Below are 18,807 nucleotides of genomic sequence, written 5' to 3'. Positions count from 1 at the left end.
GCCCAGCGGCCCTAGAGCTGCAGCCCCGCCCCCACCAGCAACTCCTCCAGCGCCAACAGATCCGGCACCTTGGCCACTTGCTCGGCCACTTGCACCGCGGCCTTTTCCAGGGGCGCCAACGGCACATCGACGTAGCTCAACTGGCTGTCGAGCTTGCAGGAGCGGGGAATGCCCTGCACCAGCAGGGCCATGAACTTCAGTTCCGGACGCCCGCCCAGGGCGTTGAGCACGACGATCCGCGCCCGCTCGCCCAACACCGTCCTGCCACCACAGGCCGACTCGAAACTGATCAGCGCAATCCGCCGCTCGCGCCACAGCACCCGGCCCAGGTACCAGGGCGGCGAATCCAGGTCGAAGGCGCCCTGCTGATAGTCGATCAGCTCGGCCACCGCCACGTTGGGCAGGATCAGGGTGCGGTCCGCCAGGGGCAGCAACAGACCGGTCAGGGTGCTGGCGCGGTGATCAAGCATGGGGCTTGCTCCACAGGGCGATGCTTTCCAGCAGCACCGATTCTTGATAGGGCTTGCCGAGGTAGTCGTTGACCCCGATGGCCATGGCCCGGTCGCGGTGTTTCTGGCCGGTGCGGGAGGTGATCATGATGATCGGCAAGTGCTGCAAGCGCGGGTCGTTGCGCACCTGGATCGCCACTTCGAAACCGTCCATGCGCGGCATCTCGATGTCCAGCAGCATCAGGTCCGGGGTGTGCTCGGCCAGCAGCGTCATGGCGTCGACCCCATCCTTGGCGGTGAGCACGTTCATGCCATGACGCTCCAGCAGGCGGCTGGTGACCTTGCGCACGGTGACCGAGTCGTCCACCACCAGCACCAGCATCGGCCGTGGCGGCTGGACTTCGGCGGCCGCGGCCTCGCCGCTCGGCCCCGGCCGCGGTGCCTGGAGCTGCTGCGCACGGATGTGCGCCAGCAGGTCGAGAATCAGCACCACCCGGCCATCGCCGAGGATGGTCGCCCCGGACAGGCCCTGCACCGCCGCGAACTGCGGCCCCAGGCTCTTGACCACGATCTCCCGGGTGCCGGCCGTGACATCCACCTGCACAGCGATGCGCTGTTCGTTGCAGTGCACCAGCAGCACCGGCAGCGGCAGCACCTGGCCCAGCAGTTTCGGCCGCGGCACGGTGTGCAGCAGCTCCCCGAGGTAGCACAGGTCATAGCCCTGCCCGGCGTATTCGTAACGGGGCGGATCGAGCTGGTAATAGGCGTCCAGCTCGCCCGGCAAGACCCGCACGATGCCTTCGACGGTGTTCAGCGGGATCGCGTACTGCTCATCGGCGCATTGCACCATCAATGCCCGGTTGACCGAGACGGTGAACGGCAGGCGAATGCGGAAATGCACCCCCTGCCCGGCCACCGAATCAATGCTCATGCTGCCGCCCAGTTGCCGCACTTCCTCGTGCACCACGTCCATGCCCACCCCGCGCCCGGATATCTGGGTGATCTTCTCGGCGGTGGAAAACCCCGGCTGCATGATGAACTGCAGCACCTCGCGGTCACTGACCGCGGCTTGCGGATCCAGCAGGCCGCGCTTGATGGCCTTGGCGCGCACGGCTTCCAGGGGCACCCCGGCGCCGTCGTCGCGCATGTCGAAGATGATGTCGCCGCCTTCCCGGGACAGGTCGAGGCTGATCCGCCCCCGGGGCGGCTTGCCCGCGGCGCGGCGCACATCGGCGGCCTCCAGGCCGTGATCCACGGCGTTGCGCAGCATGTGCTCCAGGGGCGCGACCATGCGTTCGAGCACGTTGCGGTCCATTTCCCCTTCGGCGTTGCCCACCACGAACTCCACGTCCTTGCCCAGCTCTTCGGCCACCTGACGCACGATGCGCTTGAGCCTGGGCACCATGCGCTCGAAGGGCACCATGCGCGTGCGCATCAGGCCTTCCTGCAATTGGGTGTTGATCCGTCCCTGCTGCTGCAACAGGTTCTCGGCGTCGTGGTTGCGCCGGTCGAGGGTTTCCTTGAGGTCCAGCAGGTCCGAGGCGGATTCGAACAGGGCCCGGGACAACTGCTGCAACTGCGAATGCCGATCCATTTCCAGCGGGTCGAATTCCTCGTAGCCCAGGCGCTCGGCCTCCACTTGCTGGCGGCTGAGGATGCGCCCCTGGGTTTCGGTATCCAGGCGCCGCAGCTGGTCACGCATGCGCTCGATGGTGGTTTCCATCTCGCCGAGGGCCACCCGGGCATCGTTGACCTGCTGCTCGATGCGGCCCCGGAAGATCGAGGTTTCCCCGGCCAGGTTCACCAGATCGTCCAGCAGTTCCGCCGACACCTTGACCATGTCGCCCGCCACCGCGATCTCCGCGGCGGGGGCCGCCGGCTCGGGCTTGTTCGCCGGCAACGGCGCTGGCGCCCCGGGCAGCGACGGCACGCGCGGATGACTCAGGTCGTGGATTGCCTCGATCAGCTTCTGCGCCGGCTCGATGGGTTGCCCGGCGCGAGCCGCATCGAGCATCTGCGCCAGGCGGTCGTGGCTTTTCTGCAGAAGGGTGAACAACGCCGGGCTGGGTTGCAGCAGGCCGGCGGACAAGCCTTCAAAGAGAAACTCCAGCTCGTGGGCCAGATCGCCAATCGGGGCGATTTCCACCATTCGCGCCCCGCCCTTGAGGGTGTGCAGGTCCCGCAGCAGGGTTTCCACCTCCTGGCGCGCCTGGGGATCGGCCTGCCAGCGCGCCAGGGCCGCGGCGGAACTGTCGATGATGTCGAAGCCTTCTTCGAGGAAGATCTCCAGCAGCTCCGGATCCTGGGCCGCGCTGTCCTGGGAGGACGCGTTCTCGACAGTCTCGGCGGGGCTGGCCGCCTGCTGCCGGTAGGCGCGCACGGCTTCGACCTGGGCCCGGGAATCGTCCAGGGGCCGCGCCGCCTGCAGTTGCTCCAGCAGCAACGCCAGTTGCTCATGACTGCCGCGCAACAGCAGGCCCAGGTGCTGGCTGTGGCTGTAGCGCCGGTCCACCAGGCCCTCGTACAGCGCCTCCAGCTCCTGGGCCAGCTCCGCCACCGGCGTCACTTCGGCCATGCGCGCGCCACCCTTGAGGGTGTGCAGGTCCCGTTGCAGGGAGAACAGCGGCGCGCCGTTTTCCGGGTCCGCCAACCAGCGTTGCAGGGCCTGATCGGCGCTGTCGAGGAGGTCCACCGCTTCTTCGAGGAAGATCTCGACGATCTCTGCGTCTGCGTCCCCCGGCGCCTGCTCCAGGCGCGCGGTGGCCGCCCCCAGTTCACTGATGCTCAAGGCTCGACTGCCATCGCTCTTGATCAGGCCGGTGGCGCCCGGATCAAGACCTTCGTGCAGCAAATCGCGCAGGGCCCGGACCCGCTCCGCACAGGGGCTGACTTCCTGGCCCGCGGCCAGCTCGTCGAGCATGTTGAGCAAGGCCTCATGGGCGCTTTCGGCCTCGTGGAAGAAGCGCTCGCTGACCGCCAGGCTGCTCTCCTCCACCGCGCCGTAGAGATCGAGCAGGGCTTCGCAGAGTTCATCCACCGGGTGCAGGTCGGCCAGGTGCGCGCCCTCACCGAGGGTGGTCAGTTCGTCCAGCAGGGCGCTGAGTTCCTGGCGCTCGCCGGGGTGCTGCTGCCAGCGCCGCAGCAGGCTTTCGGCGTCCAGCAGGATGTCCATGCCCTGGGCCAGGAAATTGGTGATCAAGTGCGGATCGCGCTTGGCCCGGGGCGCAGCATCCGGGGCGTCGAGCAGGCTGTCCAGGCGTTCGCCGAGCAGGGCCAGGGCGCGCCCCGCCAGTGAGCGGGCACCGTCGATGGGCGCCAGCGGATCGCTGTCCAGTTGCCGCAACCCGCGGCGCAACAGGCCCTCGGCTTCCAGCAGCAGCTCGACTTCGTCCAGGTCCAGGGGAATCAGGTGGGCCCGGTATTCCCGGGCCAGTTGGTCGAAGGGCCCGGCCAGCTCGGCCATCGGCAGTACCCCGGCCATGGAGGCGCTGCCCTTGAGGGTGTGCAGGGCCCGCTGCAGTTCATCGCTGGCCTGCAGCGGCAGGTGCTCGGCGGCCCGTTCGAGAAAACGCTGAATGCTGTCCAGGTGGGTCTGGGCTTCGGCGCGGAAGATCTCCAGCAACTGCGGGTCCAGGGCCTGGCTTTGAGGGGCGGCGCCGCTGTCGGCACCCTTGGCCAGGGCATGGGCACGGGCGGCCAGGCGGTCGACATCATCGCGCTGGCGCTGGGCCCGGGCGGCGAATTCGCCGATCAGCTCCGGCAGCAGTTGCAGGGTGTCGGCCACCAGTTGCCGGACTTCGGCACTGGGGGCAACGCTGTGCTCCAGCACCCGGTTGAGCAGGTTTTCCACGGCCCAGGCCAGTTCCCCCAGGACCAGGGCACGCACCATGCGCCCACTGCCCTTGAGGGTGTGAAAGGCTCGACGCAGTTCGCTCAGGGCGGCCTGGCCCTGGGGCTCGGCCGTCCAGCGCGGCAGGTACTCGCGGAGCATGTCGAGCACTTCCTCGGTTTCTTCGAGGAAGACTTCCCGCAGTTCGTCGTCGACCGGTTCTTCGTCCACCGGCGGCGGCAACAGGCTGCCGGGGGTGATCAGGGCCGGCGGGTTGAGGGCCGACACCGGGGCCGCCAGCGCATCGGCCAGCGACTGCGCGCCCTGCGGATCACTGCCCTCCCGGGAGCTCTGCGTCAGCTGCGCCTCGCTGGGGTTCAAGGGCTGATCCGCCAGAGGTGATCGCGCCAGCGGTGCATGGCCGAGAGCCGCCAGCCCCTGTTCGGCCACATCGAGAAGCTTCTCGCCCGACGCTTGGTGGTCCTCGCTCAAGCGCTCCAGGTAGTACTCAAGGCTGGTGATCACGTCCGCCAGGTGGTCCAGTTGCCGCCAGTCCGGCCGGGACGAGTCCTGCAGCAGCTGTTCAGTGATGAAGCGATTGCAGGCTTCCATCAGGCTGGCGGCCCGGGGCAGCGGGATCATCGCCAGCGCGCCGCGCACCTGGGTCAGCAGCTCGGGCACCGACACCAGTTGCTCGCGCTCCCAGTCGGCCTCGATGCACTCGCCGATCAGGTCCTTGGCCTGGCGCAGGCAGACCAGGGCTTCCTGGATCACCAACTGATGGATCTGGGTCAGGTCGGTGGTGGGCAGGCGGCTGTCCTCGGGACTTTCCGGCTCCACGGTGCCGACCATCCCGGCCAGGGTCGCCTCGACATACAACAAGGCCCCGGCCACATCCATCAGCACCGCGTCGTCCGGCGCGCGCTGGCCCTGGACCAGGCTCTGGACCACCGCCAACTGGTCGATGATCACCTTGCGTGGCTGGCCAAAACCCAGCACCGCCAGGGTGTCGGCAATCTGCCGCAGGGGAGACAACAGGCTGTCCAGGTCGCCGGTGTGCTGGCGGTCGCTGCGCACGAACAGGTCGAGGCGCTCCTTGACCCGCACCAGGCCATCGCACACCGCGGTCAGCACCGAGCGCATGGCATCGCGGTCGGGCCCGGCCAGCCGCGCCCGCTCTTCGTCCACCACCGCGCTGTCGGGCAGCGCGTCGTCCAGTCCGTAACGTTCTTTCATGGTCAGCATCAATGGGGTGGGATGGCGCGCCTTGGCGATGTAGAACAACAGGCTCTTGAGCAGCTCGTCGGGAGCGGCCTGATTGATCCCGGGCATGCCCTGGTCCAGCAGGCGCTTGAGTTCCTTGTCGGCGTCCTTGAGCAGGCTGCGCACCGCCGGGCTGTTGGCGATCACGCCCTGGCGCATGCCTTCGACCAGGGCCGAGGCGATGTGCCACAAGGGCGCCAGCGGCGCGTCCTGGCACAGCGCCTCCAGGCGCTCGAAGACCTTGGCCATGTGGCCCAGGCATTGATCGGCGTCCTGCTCGCGCAGCAGGTCCACCAGCGCGGTTTGCAGCAGGTGCCGCAGCTTGCGCATCTGGGTGGGAAACTCCAGGGGCTCCAGGGCCGCCAGGGCCGCCAGGGCCTTGTCGGACAGCGCCGGCAGGCTCGGCAGCTGCGGGCTGAACAGGCTGGTTTCCGAGAGCAGGCCTTCGCCCCGGGCACTGCGCAGGTCGTTGAGCAGCGGCAGCACCACCAGGGGCAGGTCGCGACGGGCGCTCTGCACCCGGTCCAGGTACTGGGGCAACTGGCCGATGGCCTGGCGCAGCAGGCGCAGGGCTTCGTCGCGCTGGGCCACGCGGTTCTGCTGCAGGGCCAGGGCGAGCTTTTCCATTTCCTCGGCCAGCAGCGCGGCGCCGTAGAACTCCACCATCTGCAGGCTGCCATGGACCTGATGGATCCCCGCCAGGCACTGGCCGAGGGCATCCGGGTCCTGGGGATCATCCGCCAGGTGCTCCAACGCCTGATGCGCCTGCTTCAAGGTTTCGGCAATTTCGCCCTTGACCCATTCCAGGGCCACATAGTCATGCCGGTCCACCATCACCACTCCCGTCAAGGCCTTGCGTCAGCGATTGTCATTCGGGGCCGGGGCCCGGGTGGCCGGCAAAGTGAAGCCGGACACCGAGCGGCGCAGTTGGCTGGCCATTTTCGCCAGGTTGCCGATGCTCTCGGCGGTCGCGGTGGAGCCGGACGAGGTTTGCGAGGTGATCTGCTGGATCACGTTCATGGTCAGGGAGATCTGCCCGGCCGAGGAGGTCTGCTGCTGGGCCGCGTTGGAAATGCTCTGGATCAGCGCCGCCAGGGTCTTGGACACGCCTTCGATCTCTTCCAGGGCCACCCCCGCGTCCTGGGCCAGACGCGCGCCGCGCACCACTTCGGTGGTGGTCTGCTCCATGGAGATCACCGCTTCGTTGGTGTCGGTCTGGATCGCCCGCACCAGGGTCTCGATCTGCCGGGTGGCGGCCGAGGAGCGCTCCGCCAGCCGCTGCACCTCGTCGGCCACCACGGCGAAACCGCGCCCGGCATCACCGGCCATGGAAGCCTGGATCGCCGCGTTGAGGGCCAGGATATTGGTCTGGTCGGCGATGTCGTCGATCAGGCTGACAATGTCGCCGATTTCCTGGGACGACTCGCCCAGGCGCTTGATGCGCTTGGCGGTGTCCTGAATCTGTTCGCGGATGTTGTCCATGCCGTGGATGGTGTTGTGCACCACCTCGTTGCCCTTGTTGGCGATCTCCACCGAACGCTCGGCCACCGCCGACGACTCGGCGGCGTTGGCCGACACCTGGTCGATGGACTGGGCCATCTCGTTGATCGCCATGGAGGCTTCGGAAATCTGCTGGGCCTGGTGCTCCGACGCTTCGGCCAACTGCATCGCGGTGGCCTGGGTTTCCTGCACCGCGCCGGCCACCTGACCCGCCGTGAGGTTGATGGTGGCCACCAGGTCGCGCAGCTGGTCCACGGAGTAGTTGATGGAGTCGGCGATGGTCCCGGTGAAGTCTTCGGTGACCGAGGCGGTGACCGTCAGGTCGCCATCGGCCAGGTCCTCGATCTCGTCCAGCAGGCGCATGATCGCGTTCTGGTTGCGCTCGTTCTTCTCGGCGGTTTCCCGCAGCTGGCGGTTGGTTTCGCGGACCATCACCAGGCCGATGAGGATGATCGAGGCCAGAGCCAGCAGGCCCAGGACATAACCGCCGATGGTGTCCAGCTTGCGGCTGCCGGCCAGGTTCTCGAAGCCGGTGGCCAGCAGCGAGGCTTCATCCAGCAGGGTCTGGGACAGGCTGAAGATGTTGCTCGCCGATTCGCGGACCTGGAACAGCTCGGGAGAGGTTTCGAGGATCTCGTCCACGGAACCGGAGACGAACTCGAACAATTCGGAAATTTCCGCCAGCCGGGCCCGGGCGTCCGGGTCTTCGACCTGGCTGATCTTCAACCCGGGGTTGCCCTGCAGCATGCCGTTGAGGACCTGGCCAAAGCGCGCGGCATCACGGCCAAAGGCGTCGGCGGCCTGGACCGCATTTTCATCGCCGGCCAGCACCGTGTTGACCGCCCCGAGAATCCGCTCGGCCAGCAGCGACTGGCGCTGGGCCATGGCCACCTGGGCGGCCGGAGCGCCGCGCTGCAGGAGGATCTCCACCACCTTTTCGTATTCCACCTGCAGCTGGGGCACGGTTTCCGCCAGGGTCGCCGCCACTTGATGCAGGGACAGCACCGTCTGCTCGCTGCCGAGGATGACGTCGGCGTTCTTCAGCAGTTTTTCCCAGTCCAGTTGCACCGCGCGCATTTCCTGGCGCAGCACCACCGGTGCCCCGGGCAGGCCGGTGGCCGGGTCGCCCTTCTTCAGGTAGCTCCAGCGCTGGGCAAAGTCGTTGCGCGCATCCCCCAGCAGCTTGAACGCCGCGGCCTTGCCGGCCGCCGCTTCGGTGGCGTTCTTGGCGATGCGCTGGGACAGCACCCGCAGCTCGCCGGCGTGGCCGATGTACTGCTTGTCGTAGGTGGCCTGGGTGTTCAGGTACGCGAAGTTGGCGAACAGCAGCATGATGAACACGATCAGTGCGATGAACAGCACGATGATCTGCGAGCGACTGCGGGAGCCTTCCAGGGGCTTGCCGGTTTTGGCTTTGGTCATCGATCAGGCCTGTGGCGAGCGGGCGATCCCGCTTTCAGGAGCCCGGGGCGCATGCAACGCTCGGGCAGCATGGATGGAACCAGGGCAGCACGGGCTGGCCGTGGTACAGCGAACGCAGGGCAAGCAGGACCGGGCGAGGCTCACGCCGCCACCTCCAGGAACGCCGGCGAGCGGGCCAGGGCGAAGGGGCTGAAGACCTGCCAGAGCTGCTCGCTGCGAAACTGCCCCTGCAGGTAGGGGTTGATCGCCGCAATGGCAAAGTCACCGGGGCCCGGCTCCAGACTGTCCTGGGCAAAATGCTTGAGGCCCGCCACTTCATCCACCAGCAGGCCGGCGAACAGCTCCTTGTACTCCACCACCAGCACCCGCCGCTGCTTGCGCAGGGGCGAGAGCTCATGACCGAAGAAGGCGCACAGGTCCATGATCGGCAGCAGCCGCCCGCGCAGGTTGGCCACGCCCTTGACCCAGGGCTTGACCCCGGGCAGCAGGGTGTAGCGCGGCTCGTGCAGCACTTCGCTGATTTCGCCCATGGCCGCCACGTACCAATGCTCCCCGAGGCGGAAGCCGATGCCGCTCCAGCCGTGCTGGCGGGTTTCCTGGGACGGCAGGTCGGCGGCCAGCAGGCGGCAGCGCTGGTCGATTTCCAGCAGCAGCTCGAAGGCGGTCTGGGTTTCGCTCATGGCCGGGCGATCAGCCGGCCAGGACGCTGTTCAGGGTCTTGATCAGGGTCTCTTCGTCCACCGGCTTGGTCAGGTAGTCCTTGGCGCCCTGGCGGGTGCCCCAGACCTTGTCGGTTTCCTGATCCTTGGTGGTGATGATGATCACCGGGATATGGCTGGTCTCGGCGTCCTTGGTCAACTGGCGGGTGGCCTGGAAGCCGTTGAGGCCGGGCATGACGATGTCCATCAGCACCGCATCGGGCTTTTCTTCCCGGGCCAGGGCCACGCCGTCGGCGCCGTTTTCGGCCTTGAGCACTTCATGGCCGTGCTTTTCCAGCATGCCGGTGAGTTTGTACATTTCAGTCGGCGAGTCATCGACGATCAGAATACGAGCCATGGTCTTCCCCATACGGTATGGGCGCGCGGCCCACGGGCCGGGCGCCATTGTGCGTGTCTACTGTGGCGCAAGCGCGACAAAGTCCGGAACGTGGGCCTTGATTGCGCTCAGCAGTTCTTCCTTGCTGAAGGGTTTGGTCAAAAACTGGTCGGAGCCGACGATGCGCCCCTTGGCCTTGTCGAACAGGCCGTCCTTGGAGGACAGCATGATCACGGGGATGGACTTGAACGCGCTGTGGTTCTTCACCAGCGCACAGGTCTGATAGCCATCGAGCCGCGGCATCATGATGTCGACGAAGATGATGCCGGGATGATGATCGACGATCTTGGCCAGGGCCTCGAAACCGTCCACGGCGGTAATGACCTCGCAGCCGACGTTCTTCAACAGCATTTCGGCCGTGCGGCGAATCGTCTTCGAATCGTCGATCACCATCACCTTCAAGGCGTTGGAATGCTGTTCCATATCTGCTCTGCCATCGCCCCAGCGAATGATTTGATCCGGTACCGCCGGCCAACGCCCCAAACCCTTGAACTTCAAGGCCTCGGCCCGGCCTGCGAGCCTTTTTAGCACACTCTCCCCCCTGCAATCTATGGACCATGCCAGGCAGTGGTTTTTCCTTGACCCAGGCCCCTGTCAGCGCCACTCTGACGCCACTTTTTTTGCCTTGCTCCCACTCATTTTTTAAGGAATCCACCCATGAGCGTTCGCGTCGGGATTGTCATGGACCCTATCGCCAGCATCTCCTACAAGAAGGACAGCTCGCTGGCCATGCTGCTGGCCGCCCAGGAGCGCGGCTGGACCCTCTTCTATATGGAGCAGCGCGACCTGTACCAGGGCGCCGGCGTGGCGCGGGCGCGCATGCGGCCGCTGCAGGTGTTCGCCAACCCGGAGAAATGGTTCGAGCTGGACGCCGAGATCGACTGCCCGCTGAGCGATCTGGACGTGATCCTGATGCGCAAGGACCCGCCGTTCGACATGGAGTTCGTCTACTCCACCTACCTGCTGGAACAGGCCGAAAGCGCCGGCGTGCTGGTGGTCAACAAGCCCCAGAGCCTGCGCGACTGCAATGAAAAGCTGTTCGCCACCCTGTTCCCGCAATGCACCCCGCCGACCGTGGTCAGCCGCCGCGCCGATGTATTGCGCGAGTTCGCCGCCGAGCATGGCGATGTGATCCTCAAGCCCCTGGACGGCATGGGCGGCACCTCGATCTTCCGTCACCGCGCCGGCGACCCGAACCTGTCGGTGATCCTCGAAACCCTGACCGTGCTCGGCAGCCAGCAGATCATGGCCCAGGCCTACCTGCCGGCGATCAAGGACGGCGACAAGCGCATCCTGATGATCGATGGCGAACCGGTGGACTACTGCCTGGCGCGCATCCCCGCCGCTGGTGAAACCCGTGGCAACCTGGCCGCCGGCGGTCGTGGCGAAGCCCGTCCACTGAGCGACAAGGACCGCTGGATTGCTGCCCAGGTCGGCCCGACCCTGCGGGCCAAGGGCCTGCTGTTCGTCGGCCTCGATGTGATTGGCGAGCACCTGACGGAAATCAACGTCACCAGCCCCACCTGCATCCGTGAGATCGACAACGCCTTCGGCACCCAGATCGGCGCGCGGCTGATGGATGCCATCGAACGCAAGCTGCAAGCCGCCCGCAACAAGCCGCAAGCTTGATCTGCGTCATCTGCAGCTTGTCGCTTGAAGCTTGGCACTCAAGGCTTGAAACCAACATTGCGTTATCATGCGCCGCCTGTGAAAACGTGATGTTGGTTGTGTGATGCCTGCCGTGATGTCGAACCGCCCATGAGCCTGCCGTCCGATCTGCCCCCCGAGCTAGCCCATGGCGGCGTGCGCGCGGCCGATCGCCTGGGATTTACCCTGTTCCTGGCGGCGCTGCTGCACCTGGCACTGATCCTCGGCCTGGGTTTTTCCTTCGCCGAACCCCAGACCATCAGCAAGACCCTGGAAATCACCCTGGCCACCTTCAAGAGCGAGACCAAGCCGAAGAAGGCTGACTTTCTCGCCCAAGAGCACCAGGAAGGCAGCGGCACCCTGGACAAGAAGGCCATTCCGAAAACCACCGAAGTGGCGCCGTTCCAGGACAATTCGGTGAAAAAGGTCGTGCCTCCGCCGTCGGTCAAGCCTGAAGTCAAGGAAGCCGCGCCCAAGGCGGCCGTGGCCACCACCGCGCCGAAACCGAAAAAGACCGTGACCCAGCGCGAAGAGGTCAAGAAAGACCCGACGCCCAAGGCCGACACCCCGACGTTCGACAGCTCCCAGCTGTCCAGCGAGATCTCCAGCCTGGAAGCCGAACTGGCCAACGAACAACAGCTGTACGCCAAGCGCCCGCGCATCCACCGCCTGAGCGCCGCCTCGACCATGCGCGACAAGGGCGCCTGGTATAAGGACGAGTGGCGCAAGAAGGTCGAGCGCATCGGCAACCTCAACTACCCCGAGGAGGCCCGGCGCAAGCAGATCTACGGCAACTTGCGGCTGATGGTTTCGATCAACCGCGACGGCTCGCTGTATGAAGTGCTGGTGCTGGAATCCTCCGGCCAGCCGCTGCTGGACCAGGCCGCCCAGCGCATCGTGCGCCTGGCCGCGCCGTTCGCGCCCTTCACCGGCGACCTGGCGGACATCGACCGCCTGGAAATCATCCGCACCTGGCGCTTCGCCCGGGGCGACAAGCTGTCGAGCAACTGACCCGCCTCCGCGGGCAAGAGCCCATCTCCCATAGGAGCCGGCTTGCCGGCGAAAAGGCCCGCCCAGCGCAAACCCCAACGTCGCCTTCGCCGATAAGCCGGCACCCACCGGGTGACGCTTGTCAGCCGGGCCCGCCACCGCCACACTAGCGCTCATGAAAAATGTCAGCCCAAGCTATCTCAAGCATCACTTCCTGATCGCCATGCCCCATATGGCCGACCCGAACTTTGCGCAGACCTTGACCTACATCGTCGAGCACAACGCCAGTGGCGCCATGGGCCTGGTGATCAACCGGCCCCAGGACCTGAACCTGGCGGATATCCTCGAACAACTGCGCCCCGACGAAGAACCGCCGCTGCTGTGCCAGCACGTGCCGATCTTCAGCGGCGGCCCGGTGCAGACCGATCGCGGCTTCGTCCTGCACCCCAGCGGTCCGGTCTACCAGGCCACGGTGGAGCTCGAAGGGCTGTCCCTGTCCACCTCCCAGGATGTGCTGTTCGCCATCGCCGACGGCGTCGGCCCGGCCAAGAGCCTGATCGCCCTGGGCTACGCCGGCTGGGAAGCCGGGCAACTGGAAGCCGAGCTGGCGGACAACGCCTGGCTGACCTGCCCCTTCGACGCCGACATCCTGTTCAACACCAGCAGCGAATTGCGCCTGGAAGCCGCCGCCCGGCACTTGGGGGTCAACCTCAGCCTGCTCACCAGCCAGGCGGGCCACGCCTGATGGCCTTGCGACTGATCCTCGGCTTCGACTACGGCACCAAGCAGATCGGCGTCGCCGTGGGCCAGGCCATCACCGGCCAGGCCCGCGAGCTGTGCACCCTCAAGGCGCAGAACGGCGTGCCGGACTGGAATCAGGTGGAGGCCCTGATCAAGGAGTGGAAACCCGACGCCGTGGTGGTGGGCCTGCCCCTGAACATGGACGGCAGCCCCAGCGACATGTGCGTGCGCGCCGAGAAGTTCGCCCGGCGCCTGAACGGCCGCTTCAATGTGCCCTTCTATACCCACGATGAACGCCTGACCACCTTCGAGGCCAAGGGCGAACGCCTGGCCCGGGGCGGGCAGAAAGGCAGTTACCGCGACAACCCGGTGGACGCCATCGCCGCGGCCCTGCTGCTGCAGGGCTGGCTCGATGAAAACGCCACGCTGTTGAATACCTGATATCCCGAATCCTGAAGATGCGCAGCCCCGGGCTGCGCGCCTCCTGGCCCAACACCAGCCGTAAGTTCCCGTGCCCTGCTGCCCGGCAGCAGGCGCGAGCCCACGAAGGAGCCACCATGAGCCTGCCCAATCCCGCCGCCCTGATCAGCCAGATGGCCACTGATCTCAACGCCTACCTGACCCAGCGCGCCATCAGCGAGCCACGCTTCATCGGTATCCGTACCGGTGGCGTGTGGGTGGCCCAGGCCCTGCTGGAAGCCCTGGGCAGCGACGCGCCCCTGGGCACCCTGGACGTGTCCTTCTATCGCGACGACTTCAGCCAGAACGGCCTGCATCCGCAGGTGCGGCCTTCGGAGCTGCCGTTCGAGATCGAAGGCCAGCACCTGGTGCTGATCGACGACGTGCTGATGAGCGGCCGCACCGTGCGCGCGGCCCTCAATGAGCTGTTCGACTACGGCCGCCCGGCCAGCGTAACCCTGGTCTGCCTGCTGGACCTGAACGCCGCCGAGCTGCCGATCCGTCCGAATGTGGTGGGCGCAACCCTGTCGCTGGCCGCCCACGAGCGGGTAAAATTGTCCGGTCCTGCGCCGCTTCAACTCGAGCTCCAAGACCTCGCCCTCTAACTCGCCCTTTTAAGAGTCCATTGCGATGACGCCTCTAGACGCCAAGCGCCCGCTGCAGCTCAACGATCAGGGCCAGCTGCGCCATTTCCTGTCCCTCGACGGCCTGAACCGCGAGCTGCTGACGGAAATCCTCGACACCGCCGACTCCTTCCTCGAAGTCGGCGCCCGGGCGGTGAAGAAAGTCCCGCTGCTGCGCGGCAAGACCGTGTGCAACGTGTTCTTCGAAAACTCCACCCGCACCCGCACCACCTTCGAACTGGCGGCCCAGCGGCTGTCGGCGGACGTGATCACCCTGAATGTCTCGACCTCCTCGGCGAGCAAGGGTGAAACCCTGCTGGACACCCTGCGCAACCTGGAAGCCATGGCCGCCGACATGTTCGTGGTGCGCCACGGCGACTCCGGCGCCGCGCACTTCATCGCCGAACACGTGTGCCCACAGGTGGCGATCATCAACGGCGGCGACGGCCGTCACGCCCACCCGACCCAGGGCATGCTCGACATGCTGACCATCCGCCGGCACAAGGGCGGCTTCGAGAACCTCTCGGTGGCCATCGTCGGCGACATCCTGCACTCGCGGGTGGCGCGCTCGAACATGCTGGCGCTGAAAACCCTCGGCTGCCCGGACATCCGCGTGATCGCGCCGAAAACCCTGCTACCGATCGGCATCGAGCAGTACGGGGTCAAGGTCTACACCGACATGACCGAAGGCCTGAAGGACGTGGACGTAGTGATCATGCTGCGCCTGCAACGCGAGCGCATGCAGGGCGGCCTGCTGCCCAGCGAAGGCGAGTTCTACCGCCTGTTCGGCCTGACCACCGCGCGCCTGGCCGGGGCCAAGCCCGACGCCATCGTCATGCACCCGGGCCCGATCAACCGTGGCGTGGAGATCGAATCGGCGGTGGCCGACGGTCCGCACTCGGTAATCCTCAATCAGGTGACCTACGGCATCGCAGTGCGCATGGCCGTGCTGTCCATGGCCATGAGCGGGCAGACCGCCCAGCGACAATTCGAGCAGGAGAACGCCCAGTGAAGCTCAGCATTCTCGGCGCCCGCGTCATCGATCCAAGCAGCGGCCTGGATCAAACCACCGATTTACACCTGGAAGCCGGCAAGATCGTCGCCATCGGCGCCGCGCCCCATGGTTTCAACGCCGTTACCAGCATCGACGCCAAGGGCCTGGTGGCCGCGCCCGGCCTGGTGGACCTGAGCGTCGCCCTGCGCGAGCCGGGCTACAGCCGCAAGGGCAGCATTGCCAGCGAAACCCGCGCCGCCGCGGCCGGTGGCGTCACCAGCCTGTGCTGCCCGCCGCGTACCAAGCCGGTTCTGGACACCTCGGCGGTGGCCGAGCTGATCCTCGACCGCGCCCGCGAAGCCGGCAACAGCAAGGTGTTCCCCATCGGCGCCTTGAGCAAGGGCCTGGAAGGCGAGCAACTGGCCGAGCTGATCGCGTTGCGTGACGCCGGTTGCGTGGCTTTCGGCAACGGCCTGGACGGTTTCCGCAGCACCCGCACCCTGTGCCGCGCCCTGGAATACGCCGCCACCTTCGACCTGACGGTGATCTTTCACTCCCAGGATCGCGACCTGGCCGAAGGCGGCCTGGCCCATGAAGGTGCTACCGCCAGCTTCCTCGGCTTGCCGGGGATTCCCGAAAGCGCGGAAACCGTGGCCCTGGCCCGGGACCTGCTGCTGGTGGAACAAAGCGGCGTGCGCGCTCACTTCAGCCAGCTGACCAGCGCCCGCGGCGTTGAGCTGATCGCCCAGGCCCAGGCCCGCGGCCTGCCAGTGACCGCCGATGTAGCCTTGTATCAGCTGATCCTCACCGACGAGGCGCTGATCGACTTCTCCAGCCTGTATCACGTACAGCCGCCGCTGCGTTCACGGGCCGACCGTGACGCCTTGCGCGAGGCGGTGAAGTCCGGGGTGGTGCAAGCCATCTCCAGCCATCACCAGCCCCACGAGCGCGACGCCAAGCTGGCGCCCTTCGGTGCCACCGAGCCGGGCATCAGCAGCGTCGAATTGCTGCTGCCGCTGGCCCTGACCCTGGTGCAGGACGGTTTGCTGGACCTGCCGACCCTGCTGGCGCGCCTCAGCGCCGGTCCGGCCGCCGCCTTGCGCCTGCCGGCGGGCAAGCTGGTGGAAGGTGGCGCTGCGGACCTGGTGCTGTTCGACCCAGCCAGTTCCACCGTGGCCGGCGAGCGCTGGCTGTCCAAGGGCGAGAACTGCCCGTTCCTCGGCCATAGCCTGCCGGGCGCGGTGCGCTACACCCTGGTGGACGGACACATCAGCTATCAGGGCTGAAAACAGCGGCGCTTGTTTTCGCCGGCGAGCCGGCTCCTACGTGGGGCCGGCTCGATTGGTTAGCGGCGCTTGGCGTTTTCCAGCGACACCTGATCGTTCAGGGTCCAGAAGTCATACAGCACCCCGAGGAAGAACAGGCCGCCGGTGAACAGGTAGATCACCCCGCTCAGCCATTTGCCCTGGTACATGCGGTGCACGCCAAATACCCCGAGGAAGGTCAGCAAAATCCAGGCGACGCTGTACTCCAGCGGGCCCGAGGTGAAACGCAAGTCCGCTTCCCGATCCATGGACGGGATCAGAAACAGGTCGATCAGCCAGCCAATGCCCAACAGACCGAAGGTGAAGAACCAAATGGTCCCGGTCACCGGCTTGCCGTAATAGAAGCGGTGGGCACCGGTAAAGCCGAAAATCCACAACAGGTAACCGATCACCTTGCTGTGAGTGTCATGGGCGGATGCATCCTGACGATAGGTGTTCATTAAGAGCCTCTTTGCAGGTGATAGATAAATATTCTTAAAACCTTTGTGACTTTTTTACAGGCGTTCGACATGTGGGCAATGTTACCTTCTCTCCCGTCAAAGCCTTGTACCGCCTGACTTCTGACAGTTTTCTGCGTCAAGTTGCCACCTCTTTGCCGAAGTTGACCCCAAGGTTGAATCGACAAACGGCCACGGAAGTGACCTGAAAGCTGTTATAAAGTTGCGCGCAAACCAAATAAGAGCCTTGCCTAATGCGACCATTTTTCAAGACATGGCTAACCATTTGCCTATTAATGCCACTGGCCGCCCACGCCACCAACCGTGAGCAACGACTTCCCAACGTCAATGGCTACACCCCGAAACCTCATGTTTCGACGGTCACCGCCAAGAACAAGAGCAACATCAAGCACCCCACCCGCCTGAGCAAGACCGATAGCAAGCTGGTGGCCAACAACGCCGGCCGGCCGAGCACTACTGTCCTCAGCCGCGCGGTCAACGTCCTCGGTACGCCTTATCGTTGGGGCGGCAGCAGCCCAAGTAAAGGCTTCGATTGCAGCGGCCTGGTGCGTTACGCCTTCAACGACGTTGCCGCCGTGGATCTGCCGCGCACCTCCAACGCCATGGCCAGCGGCCACGGGCAGAAGGTCGAACGCAAGGACCTGAAGCCGGGCGACCTGCTGTTCTTCAACATCAAGAGCCGCAAGGTCAACCACGTCGCCATCTACCTGGGCGAAGACCGCTTCATCCACGCCCCGCGGCGCGGCAAGGCGGTGACCATCGACACCCTGAAGAAGCCCTACTGGCAGAGCCACTATGTGGTTGCCAAGCGGGTCCTGCCCAAGGAACACGCGCCTCTGCGGGTCGTGCAGCGCTAATCTGCTGATTCGCCCATTCGCCGGCAAGCCGGCTCCTACGCCCACCTGTAGGAGCCGGTTTGCCGGCGAATGCATTTCCAGCCCGGTCAAAAGCTCTCCGGCATCCTTGCCTGCTCCCGCGCCTGCTCACGGCTGATCAGCCCTTGCCCGAGCAAGGCCTTGAGGCTCATGTCCAGGGTGCGCATGCCCTGGGCGCCGCCGGTCTGGATCGCCGAATACATCTGCGCCACCTTGTCCTCGCGAATCAGGTTACGAATCGCCGGGCTGCCCCGCATGATTTCGTGCGCGGCCACTCGGCCACCACCGACCTTCTTCAGCAACACCTGGGCAATTACCGCCTGCAGCGACTCGGCCAGCATCGAGCGCACCAGGGCCTTTTCTTCCCCCGGGAACACGTCCACCAGCCGGTCGATGGTCTTGGCCGCGGATGCAGTGTGCAGGGTGGCGAACACCAAGTGCCCGGTTTCGGCTGCGGTCAGGGCCAGGCGGATGCTCTCCAGGTCGCGCAACTCGCCCAGCAGGATCACGTCCGGATCTTCCCGCAGCGCCGCGCGCAAGGCGCTGGCGAAGCTCTGGGTGTCGCGCTGCACTTCACGCTGGTGCACCAGGCAGCTGTGCTGCGGATGCACGAATTCGATGGGGTCTTCGATGGTGAGGATGTGCTGGCGCCGATGCCGGTTCAGGTGATCGATCATCGCCGCCAGAGTGGTGGACTTGCCGCTGCCGGTGGGCCCGGTCACCAGCACCAGCCCCCGGGGCGTCTCGGCAATCTGCCGAAACACCTCCCCCAGCCCCAACGCTTCCAGGCTCTGTACCCGCGCAGGAATCAGGCGCAGCACCGCGCCGGCACCCCGGGCATGCTGGAAGGCATTGACCCGAAAGCGCGCCACGCCCGGCAGCTCGTAGGCGAAGTCCAGGTCCCGGGTGGCGGCGAAAGCTTGGCGCTGGGGTTCGCTCATCAGGCCGTGGATCAAGGCCAGCGTCTGCTGTTGGTCCAGGGCAGGCCCTTCCAGCGCCCCGATATCGCCGTCGATCCGCAACAGCGGCGCCAGTCCGGCGGACAGATGCAGGTCGCAAGCCCCTCGGGCGACGCTCAAGAGCAAGAGTTCGGTGATGTCCATAGTGGCCCCCAATTCCAGTAGAATGCCGCGAGCT

General features: G+C 66.0%; 16 protein-coding genes. 8 read left to right on the top strand and 8 right to left on the bottom strand.

The genetic code is table 11. The features are described from left to right. Window positions 1-11: 11 nt before the first annotated feature. From GGI48_RS17455 to pilG, 6 genes are all read right to left on the bottom strand, one after another. Complete coding sequence (locus tag GGI48_RS17455; protein WP_016968542.1) at window positions 12-470, bottom strand: chemotaxis protein CheW; 459 nt, start codon at window positions 468-470, stop codon at window positions 12-14. After that, entirely contained in the window at window positions 463-6,375 is a 5,913-nt protein-coding gene (locus GGI48_RS17450) for an Hpt domain-containing protein (RefSeq protein WP_179599343.1), read from the bottom strand. The genes GGI48_RS17455 and GGI48_RS17450 overlap by 8 nt, the downstream gene beginning before the upstream one ends. Before the next feature lie 24 nt (window positions 6,376-6,399). Continuing rightward, window positions 6,400-8,463, bottom strand: coding sequence for a methyl-accepting chemotaxis protein (locus tag GGI48_RS17445; protein ID WP_047306486.1), 2,064 nt, complete (start codon window positions 8,461-8,463; stop codon window positions 6,400-6,402). A 140-nt stretch (window positions 8,464-8,603) separates the two neighbouring features. Then, complete coding sequence (locus GGI48_RS17440; protein WP_016964936.1) at window positions 8,604-9,143, bottom strand: chemotaxis protein CheW; 540 nt, start codon at window positions 9,141-9,143, stop codon at window positions 8,604-8,606. A gap of 10 nt (window positions 9,144-9,153) precedes the next feature. Next, window positions 9,154-9,519: a twitching motility response regulator PilH gene (pilH, locus tag GGI48_RS17435; protein ID WP_042941009.1), complete on the bottom strand. Its 366-nt coding sequence runs from the start codon at window positions 9,517-9,519 to the stop codon at window positions 9,154-9,156. Between the two features lie 57 nt (window positions 9,520-9,576). After that, on the bottom strand, window positions 9,577-9,981 hold the full coding sequence (gene pilG, locus GGI48_RS17430; protein WP_016964938.1) for a twitching motility response regulator PilG: 405 nt from the start codon (window positions 9,979-9,981) through the stop codon (window positions 9,577-9,579). A gap of 234 nt (window positions 9,982-10,215) precedes the next feature. Between pilG and gshB the strand changes: the two genes are divergently transcribed. From gshB to GGI48_RS17395, 7 genes are all read left to right on the top strand, one after another. Further along, window positions 10,216-11,187: a glutathione synthase gene (gene gshB, locus GGI48_RS17425; RefSeq protein ID WP_016964939.1), complete on the top strand. Its 972-nt coding sequence runs from the start codon at window positions 10,216-10,218 to the stop codon at window positions 11,185-11,187. A gap of 129 nt (window positions 11,188-11,316) precedes the next feature. After that, window positions 11,317-12,216: an energy transducer TonB gene (locus tag GGI48_RS17420; protein ID WP_047306488.1), complete on the top strand. Its 900-nt coding sequence runs from the start codon at window positions 11,317-11,319 to the stop codon at window positions 12,214-12,216. Between the two features lie 154 nt (window positions 12,217-12,370). Beyond that, on the top strand, window positions 12,371-12,940 hold the full coding sequence (locus tag GGI48_RS17415; protein ID WP_016964941.1) for a YqgE/AlgH family protein: 570 nt from the start codon (window positions 12,371-12,373) through the stop codon (window positions 12,938-12,940). Continuing rightward, window positions 12,940-13,377 carry a Holliday junction resolvase RuvX gene (ruvX, locus tag GGI48_RS17410; RefSeq protein ID WP_016964942.1) on the top strand — a complete coding sequence of 146 codons (438 nt, stop codon included), beginning with the start codon at window positions 12,940-12,942 and terminating at the stop codon, window positions 13,375-13,377. The genes GGI48_RS17415 and ruvX overlap by 1 nt, the downstream gene beginning before the upstream one ends. Window positions 13,378-13,493: 116 nt before the next feature. Further along, a complete protein-coding gene (pyrR, locus tag GGI48_RS17405) occupies window positions 13,494-14,000 on the top strand; it encodes a bifunctional pyr operon transcriptional regulator/uracil phosphoribosyltransferase PyrR (RefSeq protein ID WP_016964943.1) in 507 nt (168 codons plus the stop codon). A 25-nt stretch (window positions 14,001-14,025) separates the two neighbouring features. Next, window positions 14,026-15,030: an aspartate carbamoyltransferase catalytic subunit gene (locus tag GGI48_RS17400; RefSeq protein ID WP_011064007.1), complete on the top strand. Its 1,005-nt coding sequence runs from the start codon at window positions 14,026-14,028 to the stop codon at window positions 15,028-15,030. Continuing rightward, window positions 15,027-16,298 carry a dihydroorotase gene (locus GGI48_RS17395; RefSeq protein WP_016964944.1) on the top strand — a complete coding sequence of 424 codons (1,272 nt, stop codon included), beginning with the start codon at window positions 15,027-15,029 and terminating at the stop codon, window positions 16,296-16,298. The genes GGI48_RS17400 and GGI48_RS17395 overlap by 4 nt, the downstream gene beginning before the upstream one ends. A gap of 59 nt (window positions 16,299-16,357) precedes the next feature. On the opposite strand, the gene GGI48_RS17390 is transcribed toward GGI48_RS17395, so the two are convergent. Continuing rightward, entirely contained in the window at window positions 16,358-16,777 is a 420-nt protein-coding gene (locus GGI48_RS17390; protein WP_016964945.1) for an NINE protein, read from the bottom strand. 251 nt (window positions 16,778-17,028) lie between these two features. Between GGI48_RS17390 and GGI48_RS17385 the strand changes: the two genes are divergently transcribed. Beyond that, on the top strand, window positions 17,029-17,652 hold the full coding sequence (locus tag GGI48_RS17385; RefSeq protein ID WP_016964946.1) for a C40 family peptidase: 624 nt from the start codon (window positions 17,029-17,031) through the stop codon (window positions 17,650-17,652). A gap of 86 nt (window positions 17,653-17,738) precedes the next feature. Here GGI48_RS17385 and GGI48_RS17380 read toward each other — a convergent pair whose 3' ends face one another. Further along, complete coding sequence (locus tag GGI48_RS17380) at window positions 17,739-18,773, bottom strand: type IV pilus twitching motility protein PilT (RefSeq protein WP_103741288.1); 1,035 nt, start codon at window positions 18,771-18,773, stop codon at window positions 17,739-17,741. Window positions 18,774-18,807 lie beyond the last annotated feature (34 nt).

It is taken from the genome of Pseudomonas protegens (genome assembly GCF_013407925.2).
In the GTDB taxonomy this organism is placed as follows: domain Bacteria; phylum Pseudomonadota; class Gammaproteobacteria; order Pseudomonadales; family Pseudomonadaceae; genus Aquipseudomonas; species Aquipseudomonas fluorescens_AP.
Note: the sequence above shows the minus strand (reverse complement) of the source record. Positions and strands in the feature narration are given on the sequence as shown.